The sequence below is a fragment of the Corallococcus sp. CA053C genome (genome assembly GCF_003611675.1).
Classification (GTDB): Bacteria; Myxococcota; Myxococcia; order Myxococcales; family Myxococcaceae; genus Corallococcus.
Genome location: NZ_RAWA01000423.1, coordinates 1 through 8,620 on the forward strand (window position 1 = coordinate 1; position 8,620 = coordinate 8,620).

Below are 8,620 nucleotides of genomic sequence, written 5' to 3' on the forward strand. Positions count from 1 at the left end.
CTCCATCACCAGCGGAACCGCCCCACCCGCCCCCACGGGGATGAGCGTGGAGCGCTCCAGGAACTGACCTTTCTGGACCATGTCGCCACCTTAATCCGCCCTACCCGGAGCGGCCGGACCGTCTTCCCGTCCGTCCTCCCTCTGACGGACTCGCTACGCGGCGCGTTACACACATTCGGGGGGCCCCTCGCAACTTTTGGCGGCTTGCGGTGAGAATGGATCAACGTCTCAAGCTTTCCTTCCCCCCTTCAAGTCATCCGCAGGAGCATCAAGCCATGGGAACCATCGGGAGCGGCCGCAACTCCATCAACAACGCCACGCGCACCACGGCGACGACGCAGACCAACGCCACGCCGGCCGTCGCGAAGCAGGCCCCGGTGGCGACGCCCAAGGCGGCCAACCAGGTGAAGGACGGCTTTGACGCCCGCGCGACGAACAGCGCGGTGCGCACCGCGGCCCCCACGGGCGTGTTCACCGCTCCCGCGGGCTCCAAGGACAAGGTGTTCGACGGCAAGCTGGTGGGCGCCGGCGGCCAGACGTTCGACGCCAGCACCCCGCTGAACCAGGTCCCGGCCTACACGCCCAAGAACAACCCGAACGCGCAGGGCACCGTCATCTACGTCAACGGCATCAAGACGGACAAGGCGGGCCAGGAAGAGACGCTGCAGGTCCTCGCGGACAAGACGGGCATGCGCGCCATCGGCATCCACAACGCCACCGAAGGCATGGTCAAGGACCTGGCCCAGTGCGTGGGCGACAAGCTGGGCAAGGGCAAGAACCCGGCGGTGGATACGCTGGCGGACACCGTCTACAACGAGCTGAAGGCGGGCCGGGAGATCCACCTGATGGCGCACAGCCAGGGCGGCCTCATCACCTCGCGCGCGCTGGGTGACGTGGCGCGCCGGATGCGCATCGAAGACGGGCTGTCCCCCGCGCAGATCGAGCAGAAGCTCTCCAAGGTGCAGGTGGAGACCTTCGGCGCCGCGGCGGCCACCTACCCGGACGGCCCGCAGTACGTGCACTACATCAACAACAAGGACATGGTCCCCGGCATCGTCGGCCTGGGCACCAGCGGCACCGGCCCCCTGGACCTCATCCGCCACGCGGGCAAGGACGCGAAGATCCACTACTTCTCCGACAAGAACATCTTCACGGGTGCGCACAACATCAACGACACGTACCTGAACCAGCGCGTCCCGTTCGATCAGGCGCGCGCCGGCAATTTCTAAGCCGGAGGGCTGTGCTATGACTGCACGTATGACGCTCGAAGAAGCCCAGCGACTGGTGCAGTCATTCATGAGGGCCCACGGAGACACGGAAGGCTCCGGGCTCAACGCGAAGGGATTTGGCGGCGCCGCACTCGGCGAAGCGCAGGTCTACTTCGAACACTCCGCGGACTCGGGGGCGCTGAAGTGCAGCGCCCTCATCTACCGCTTCCGCGACGCGCCCCGCGCGGGCGTCATCGACGGGTTCCGTGACGAAGAGAAGCGCGGCACGGACACCGGCGGCGGCAAGGTGGACTACGAGACCGAGAGCAAGAGCCTCTTCCTGAGCCGCACCTACGGGGTGCTGCCGGCGGAGCAGCAGTTCAAGGACGACCTCGACCGATTGCTGGAAGCGAGCCTCACCTGGGGCGAAGAGGTCTTCAACCGGGTCGCGGATCGCGTCGTCCCCGCGAAGTGATCACGCCATGAGTCGCTCCCTCTCCAGCGGACTGCAGTGGCTGCTGGCCACCATCGGGATGGCGCCTCCTGCGCCTCCCGCGGGCGGGCCCATGACGCGCGAGGCAGCCCGGGCGCTGGTGAAGTGGTACCTGCAGACGCAGGGTGCCGGCATCACCGAGGGCCTCAACGCGGAGGGCTTCGGAGGCGCGATGAACGGCGAAGGGCAGTACGCCTTCGAGCACATCGAGTCCCCCCCTTCGCTCAAGGCCAGCGCCCTCATCTACCGGTTCCGCGAGCCGCCCAAGCCCGGCATCATCGAGGGCTTCCAGCAGCAGCAGGCCGAGGGCACGGACACCGGCGGAGGCACCGTCGACTTCGAGCCGGAGAGCGGAAGCCTCTTCCTCAGCCGCACGTACACGGTGATGCCCGAGGGCCGCCAGTTCACGCGCGACCTGGAGCAGCTGGGCAACGCCAGCGTCGTCTGGGGCAAGGACGTGCTGGACCGCGTGGCGCACCGCGTGTTCGGCACCTGAAGCCCCGCGCCGCGGGAAGGCGCCCCACCCCGGGCGCCCCCGTCCGCAGGAGGCTTCGCTACACCGCCTGCATCACGTAGAACTTCAGGTACTTCCCTTCCGGGAACTGCAGGCGCACCGGATGATCGGGTGGCTGGTAGCGCTCCTCCACCAGCGCCAGGTCCACGCCGGCCTTGAAGCCCGCCTCGCGCACGGCGCCCATGAACATGTCCCCGTTCACGCGCGCGGAGCACGACGCCGTGGCCAGCAGGCCGCCGGGACGCAGGAGCGCCAGGGCCTGCCGGTTGAGGGACGCGTAGCCGTCAATGGCGGCCTCCACCGCGCGCTGGCTCTTCGCGAAGGCAGGCGGGTCCAGGATGATGAGGTCGAACGTCCGGCCCTCCTCTTTGAACGACTGGATGATGGTGAAGACGTCCGCCGCGAGGAAGTCGTGCTTCTCCGCCGGCAGCCCGTTGCGCGTGAAGTTCTCGCGCGCGAGCGCGATGGCCTCTGGGTCCTGATCCACGGAGAAGACGCTCTTCGCCCCGCCCAGCGCCGCGTTCACGGAGAAGCCGCCGCTGAAGCTGAAGCAGTTGAGCACCTCGCGCCCCTGCCCCAGCCGGCGGATGAGGTGCCGGTTCTCACGCTGATCCAGGAAGAAGCCCGTCTTCTGTCCGCGCCAGGCGTCCACCAGGAAGATGGCGCCGCGCTCGCGGATGGGGATGAGCTCCGGCGCCTCCTCGCCCCAGAGCATGCGTCCGGTGCCGCGCCCGTCGTCCTCCTCCACGTCGTCGCGGCCCACCTCGTCACGGCCGAGGATGCCCTTCAGGCCCGGGACTCCCGCCTTCAGCGCCTCCACGATGAGGGGCCGGTAGGGGGTGAGCCCCGCCGAGTACAGCTTCATCACCGCCCAGCCCGCGTACAGGTCCACCACCACGCCGGGCAGCCCGTCGCCCTCGCCGTGGATGAGGCGGTAGCTGTCCGTGTCCTTCAGGTCGATGAGCGCCGTGCGCGCGGCCAGCGAGCGCTGCACCCGCTGCGTGATGAAGCGCGAGTCCACCGTCTCGCGCGAGTCCCGCGTGAGCACGCGCACCGCGATGGCCGAGTGCGGATCATAGTACCCGCGCGCGACGAACTTCCCGTTCTCCGTCAGGTCCACCACGCTGCCAGCGGGGATCCGCGGCGGGTGCTCCAGCGCCTTGCGGAACACCCACGGGTGGCCCGCGCGCAGGTGACGCCCCAGGCCCCGGGCCAGCTCCAGCTTCACGACATTCACGTTGAGACTCCTCGACTGCGGGACGGCCGGCGGCGGGCAAGGAGGGCGCGTGCCAGCTCCTCGAATCCCCGCCCCTCGGGCGCCCGGGTGATGAAGGCCGGGGGCGCGTCGATGCGATCCAGCACCGCGCGCACGTTGGCCACGCCCACGCCCAGCTTGAACGCCTGGAACATCGGAGCGTCGTTGAAAGAATCCCCCGCGTAGACGTACCGACCGTCCCCGGGGTCCAGCGGCTCGCCCCAGGCCACCTTCGCGAAGCGGCGCGACGCGGAGAGCTTGTCGAAGCGGCCCAGCCAGCAGTTGACGTGCACCGACGAGCGCACCGCCGTCACGCCCCGGGCCCGCAGCAGCGCTTCGATGCGGGAAGCCCCCGCGTCCCCCAGGCGGGCCTCCTCGTTGTAGTCCACTGCCAGGTCCACTTCCGTGTAGCGGCTGTCCACCGACAGGCGCGCCCCGGGCACCTGGGCCAGCACGCTTCGCACCTCCGCCTCCAGCCGCGCGCGGTTCGCCAGCCGCTGGGCGGGCGGCTCCAGGTACACCTTGCGCAGCTCGCCCTTCTTCCCCTTGAGGAAGAACAGCCCGCCGTTCTCCACGATGACGCCGTCCACGGGGAGCTGCCGGGCCCACGCCTCGCCCCACCCCGCCGGCCGGCCGCTCACGAGCACCACCTTGAGGCCAGCGGCGGACAGCTGTTCGAGCGCCCGCACCGTCTGACTGCGCAGCTTGTGGCCGGTCGTGAGCGTGCCGTCCACGTCGGTGAAGACCCCGCGCACCCGGGACAGGTCCGCGGTCCTCAAGGGGCGCGGCTCCGCGACCTTCCCCAGGCCGGTCTTCACATCACGTCCAGTTGCGCGAGCTGCCCCTGGAACGACTCGATGGTGGCGCGCAGCTCCGGGCCGGTGAGCGTGGCGAGCTTCAGCTTGCGCGCCTTGCGCAGGAACGCGTCCATCGTCGCGTCGCGGCCGTAGAGCGACTGGGCGCTGACCGCGGCCTCCGCCAGGGCCTTCGCCGACGCGACCGGATCCTTCGTCGACTGCGACAGGGCGCGCTCCAGGCGCACGCCGCACGCGGCCCAGACCTCGCGGTCGTGGAGGATGAGCAGCTGGCGCTGGTTCACGGAGGACAGGCTGCGCACCAGCGCGTCCAGCGCTTCCGCCACCGTCACCAGGTCCTGCCGGTCCGGGGCCGTCTGGATGGCGAGCGCGCCCACCTCCGCGCGGGCCTCGACGATCTTGCGCTTGTCCTGCGCGCGCAGGTTCCGGTACGCGGCGGTGCGGCCGAAGGCGTCCAGCTCCGTCTGGAGCTGCTGCGCGTTCCACAGCACCTCCTCCGGCTTCGCCTCGCGCACCTTGGCGAGCCGCGCCGAGACGATGCGCGACAGGTCGGACGTGATGGCCCGCACGGTCACCGCCGCCTTCACCTCCGCCTCGTAGCCCGGCACCACCTGGGCGCGGGACACCTCGCCGAAGGCGCTCGCGGTCTCGAAGACGAGCTGGCTCATCTGTTCGCGGTAGTTGGAGCGGAAACGTTGGATTTCCGCCAACAGCTGCCAGCGGTCGCTCACCACGGCCGGGTTGCGCATGGCCTCGCCCAGCTGGGTGATGCTCTGGGCCAGCTTCGCCATCCCCTCCTGGAGCAGGGCGGGCACGTCGCCGGGGCCCTTCCGGGCCGCAGGCGCGCCTCCGGGGGGCTGGCCGGGGAACTGCTCCCGGATGACGTTGAGCAGCGCGTTGACGTCCATCACCGTGTCGCGGATGACGGGCGCCATCTCCTCCCACAGCGACAGGTCGGGGCTGGCGTCGACGACGGGCGTCTCGTACTTCACCAGGTCCAGGTCGCTCAGCCGCAGGATGGCCTGAGCCGCGGCGAGGTACACCGCCCTCAGCCGCGCGGAGAAGGCGCGGTCGGGCAGTGACTGGAGGATTTCTTCGAGCCTCGGGGTAAGTGAGGCCGGCGGGGGATTCTCGGCGGCAGCGGACACGTTGACCCCACTCTATAACTCGACATCGGGTCCGGGGAGTTCTAGCAATCGTCCCGGGCCAGAAGGGCGGCCGGGGAGCCGACGGAGATGATCCAGGTCTGTCTGTGGGAGGACGGGAAGGCGGTTTCTGGGGGCGAGGAGCTGTTCGACCGCCCGGGGCCCAAGTGGATCGACGTCCTGGAGCCGGACGCGGAGGTGATGGGCCGCCTGGCCGAGCGCTTCCAGCTCCACCGGCTCGCGGTGGAGGACTGCCTGCACCTGGATCAGCGGCCGAAGCTGGAGGAGTACCCGTACCACCAGTTCATCGTGCTGCAGGGCTTCACGTGCGGGAAGGAAGTCACGGAGCTGACACTGCACGAGCAGCACTTCTTCCTCGCGGAGGACTGGCTCATCAGCGTGCACCAGCTCCGGCTGCCCAGCCATGACGCCGTCCTGCGCCGCGTGAAGGACGACCCCGCGGGGACGCTGGGCCGGGGCGTGGACGTCGTCCTCTATCTGCTCGCGGACGCGCTCGTGGATGCGCAGTTCCCCATCATGGATGACTTCAGCGACGAGCTGGAGGACCTGGAGGACGCCATCTTCGCGGAGCCGGACCCCGAGCACCTCCAGCGCATCTTCCAGCTCAAGCGCTCGCTGGTGACGCTGCGCCGCGTGCTGTCCCCGCAGCGGGACGTGGTGGGCATGCTGTCGCGCCGGGGCATCCCGCAGATCCACGAGAAGACGACGCTGTACTTCCGCGACGTGTACGACCACCTGGTGCGGCTGTACGAGCAGATCGACGCCAGCCGCGACGTGGTGGGCAACGTGATGGACGGCTACCTGTCCATGGTGGCCAACCGCACCAACGACATCAGCAAGCAGCTCACCATCTTCGCCACCCTCTTCCTGCCCCTGTCCTTCATCGTGGGCTTCTTCGGGCAGAACTTCGACGAGCTGTCAGGCAACGGGTGGTACTACGCCATGTGGGCCACCATGCTGGGCTTCCCGCTGGGGCTCATCGGCTGGTTCAAGTACAAGAAGTGGCTCTGACGCCGCACCCGCACCGGAGCACCTGGGAGGACGCATGCAGACGGTCGCCGTGGATGGAATCCCGCTCCACTACCGGGACGTGGGCCAGGGCTTGCCGGTGTTGCTGCTGCATGCCTTCCCGCTGGACGGCGCCGCGTTTGAGCAGCAGGTGGCGGCGCTGTCCGGGCGCTACCGCTTCATCGTCCCCGACCTGCGCGGCTTCGGGCAGAGCCGGCGGGGGGAAGGGCCCACGGAGATGCGACAGCTGGCGCAGGACGCGCTCGTGCTGTTGGACGCGCTGAACATTGACGCGGCGGTGGTGGGCGGGGTGTCCATGGGCGGCTACGCGGCGATGGCGCTGCTGCGCGAGGACGCGGGCCGGGTGCGCGGGCTGGTGCTGGTGGACACGCAGTGCACCGCGGACGACGACGCCGGCCGGGAGAAGCGCGAGGCCACCGCGAAGCAGGCCCTGTCCGAAGGCACGCCGTCCGTCGTCCAGGGGCTGGTCCCCAAGCTCGTGCACGCGGGGCCGGACTCGCCGGTGGGCCGCGAGGTGATGGCGATGGGCCTCGCCGCGTCGCCCCAGGCGATCGCCGCCGCGCAGCGGGGCATGGCGTTGCGGCTGGACAGCAAGGACCTCCTCGCGCGCTTCGCGGGGCCCACGCTGGTGGTGGTGGGCGAGCACGACACCGTCACGCCCGTGGCCAAGGCGAAGCAGATGGTGGACCTGGTGCAGGGGGCGCGGCTGGAGATCATCGCCGGCGCCGCGCACCTGCCCAACCAGGAGCAACCGGAAGCCTTCAACGCGGTGCTGGACGCGTTCCTCGCCTCGCTGTCCTGACCGTCGTCCCCTTCATTCTCGAAACGGGAAGTGCGTGATGAAGAAGCCCCCCGCCCCGGAAGCGATGTACCTGCCGGACGTCGAATCCCACGTGTCCGACGGCCCCTACGGACGGATGATCGCCGGGATGAAGGCCACGGGCGCCACGCCTCCGGGCATCTGGCACCTGTTCGCCTTCAAGCCGCGCATGACGGACGCGCTGTCCGCGTTCACCCACGAGGTGATGCGCGGTCCCTCGCCGCTGTCGGCGGGGCTGCGGGAGCTCATCGCCGCGTACACGTCGCGGCGCAACGCCTGCGTCTTTTGAACGGGCTCCCACGCCGCGGTCGCGGCGGAATTGCTGGGCAGCACGGAGCACGTCCAGGCGGTGCTGGACGATGTGGCGACGGCCCCCATTCCGGAGGCCGAGAGGGCGCTGTTCGCCTTCGTGGAGAAGCTCAACGACGCGCCCGGAGACGTGCGCCGGGAGGACGTGGAGCACTTGAAGGCGGCGGGCTGGTCGGACGAGGCCGTCTACGACGCGGTCTCCGTCTGCGCCCTCTTCAACTTCTACAACCGGTGGATTGACGGCACCGGCGTCCAGGGCATGGCGCCGGAGATGTATGAGAAGTCCGCGAAGCGGATGGCGGCGGGAGGCTACCTGCCTGGACCGCCCGCCCGTGGCCCGCCGCCGCCATCGTCCTCCGGCGACGGCGAACCGGAGCGTTGAGCCTTCCGGCGGGGGCCGCGCATCAGGGGTTGCAGACAGCCTGGTCGCCCTGCACGGTGCACGACGAGCAGGCGTCGGTCTTCTTCAGCACGCCCCCCTCGCACAGGAGCAGCGACTTGCCGTCGGGGGCGCAGCCGCCACGGCCCTCGGCGGCCAGGGCGCAAGCGTCGTTCTCCAGGTTGAGGGACGTGTCGCACCGCACGCTGTCCGACAGCTCACGGCAGCCCAGCGGCCCGCGGCACGCCAGCGCGCGCCACTCCCCGTTCCGGCACTCCAGCGCCTGCGCGTCGTCCTGACACACGTAGTCCCCACCGTCACAGGAGTCACCCGAGCCCGGCCCGCCACAGCCGGAAAGGAGGAAGAAGCCAAAGGACACGAGCGCGAGAGAAAGACGGTTCATGGGTGGTGGCGACTCTTCGCGAGCGGTTTTTCGCTGTCAACCGCCGCCGAGCGTCTCCCGGAAGTAACGTCGGAAGTTGCCACCCATCACACGTTCCACCCACGACTCGGGGTGTCGCCGCAGCAGCGCTTCCGTGAGCAGGGGAAGGTCCGTCACGTCCCGCATGCCCTTCGGCAGCGCCACCATGCCGTCGTAGTCGGAGCCCACGCCCACCCCCTCCTCCCCCATG

General features: G+C 69.8%; 12 protein-coding genes. 7 read left to right on the forward strand and 5 right to left on the reverse strand.

Features of this window, described 5'->3' with window-relative positions:
* Positions 1-275: 275 nt before the first annotated feature.
* Genes D7V97_RS35890 through D7V97_RS35900 form a run of 3 tightly spaced genes read left to right on the forward strand, consistent with a single transcriptional unit; the run spans position 276 to position 2,197 of the window.
* A complete protein-coding gene (locus D7V97_RS35890; protein WP_120615125.1) occupies positions 276-1,229 on the forward strand; it encodes a hypothetical protein in 954 nt (317 codons plus the stop codon).
* Between the two features lie 28 nt (positions 1,230-1,257).
* A complete protein-coding gene (locus D7V97_RS35895; RefSeq protein WP_120615126.1) occupies positions 1,258-1,683 on the forward strand; it encodes a hypothetical protein in 426 nt (141 codons plus the stop codon).
* Between the two features lie 7 nt (positions 1,684-1,690).
* Complete coding sequence (locus D7V97_RS35900) at positions 1,691-2,197, forward strand: hypothetical protein (RefSeq protein ID WP_120615127.1); 507 nt, start codon at positions 1,691-1,693, stop codon at positions 2,195-2,197.
* Positions 2,198-2,255: 58 nt separating this feature from the next.
* On the opposite strand, the gene D7V97_RS35905 is transcribed toward D7V97_RS35900, so the two are convergent.
* The 3 genes from D7V97_RS35905 to D7V97_RS35915 are packed head-to-tail and all read right to left on the reverse strand — an operon-like array spanning position 2,256 to position 5,433.
* Complete coding sequence (locus D7V97_RS35905) at positions 2,256-3,452, reverse strand: class I SAM-dependent rRNA methyltransferase (protein WP_120615128.1); 1,197 nt, start codon at positions 3,450-3,452, stop codon at positions 2,256-2,258.
* Positions 3,449-4,288 (reverse strand): HAD-IIB family hydrolase, encoded by an 840-nt coding sequence (locus D7V97_RS35910; protein WP_120615129.1) that lies wholly within the window; start codon positions 4,286-4,288, stop codon positions 3,449-3,451. Before D7V97_RS35910 ends, D7V97_RS35905 begins: the two co-directional genes overlap by 4 nt.
* The gene (locus D7V97_RS35915; RefSeq protein WP_120615130.1) at positions 4,285-5,433 is read right to left on the reverse strand and encodes a hypothetical protein; all 1,149 of its coding nucleotides are present in this window, start codon (positions 5,431-5,433) and stop codon (positions 4,285-4,287) included. Before D7V97_RS35915 ends, D7V97_RS35910 begins: the two co-directional genes overlap by 4 nt.
* An 87-nt stretch (positions 5,434-5,520) precedes the next feature.
* Here D7V97_RS35915 and corA point away from each other — a divergent pair, with 87 nt between their 5' ends.
* Genes corA through D7V97_RS35935 form a run of 4 tightly spaced genes read left to right on the forward strand, consistent with a single transcriptional unit; the run spans position 5,521 to position 7,991 of the window.
* Positions 5,521-6,462 (forward strand): magnesium/cobalt transporter CorA, encoded by a 942-nt coding sequence (corA, locus tag D7V97_RS35920; protein WP_120615131.1) that lies wholly within the window; start codon positions 5,521-5,523, stop codon positions 6,460-6,462.
* A 34-nt stretch (positions 6,463-6,496) separates the two neighbouring features.
* Positions 6,497-7,282: an alpha/beta fold hydrolase gene (locus tag D7V97_RS35925; protein ID WP_120615132.1), complete on the forward strand. Its 786-nt coding sequence runs from the start codon at positions 6,497-6,499 to the stop codon at positions 7,280-7,282.
* Between the two features lie 37 nt (positions 7,283-7,319).
* Positions 7,320-7,589 (forward strand): peroxidase, encoded by a 270-nt coding sequence (locus D7V97_RS35930; RefSeq protein ID WP_120615133.1) that lies wholly within the window; start codon positions 7,320-7,322, stop codon positions 7,587-7,589.
* A 30-nt stretch (positions 7,590-7,619) separates the two neighbouring features.
* Positions 7,620-7,991: a carboxymuconolactone decarboxylase family protein gene (locus D7V97_RS35935; protein ID WP_120615134.1), complete on the forward strand. Its 372-nt coding sequence runs from the start codon at positions 7,620-7,622 to the stop codon at positions 7,989-7,991.
* A gap of 22 nt (positions 7,992-8,013) precedes the next feature.
* Here D7V97_RS35935 and D7V97_RS35940 read toward each other — a convergent pair whose 3' ends face one another.
* Together D7V97_RS35940 and D7V97_RS35945 are read right to left on the reverse strand one after the other, a co-directional pair.
* Positions 8,014-8,391, reverse strand: coding sequence for a hypothetical protein (locus D7V97_RS35940; protein ID WP_120615135.1), 378 nt, complete (start codon positions 8,389-8,391; stop codon positions 8,014-8,016).
* Between the two features lie 36 nt (positions 8,392-8,427).
* Positions 8,428-8,620, reverse strand: a 193-nt coding sequence (locus tag D7V97_RS35945) for a membrane dipeptidase (RefSeq protein WP_199729052.1), incomplete at its 5' end; no start/stop codon positions are given.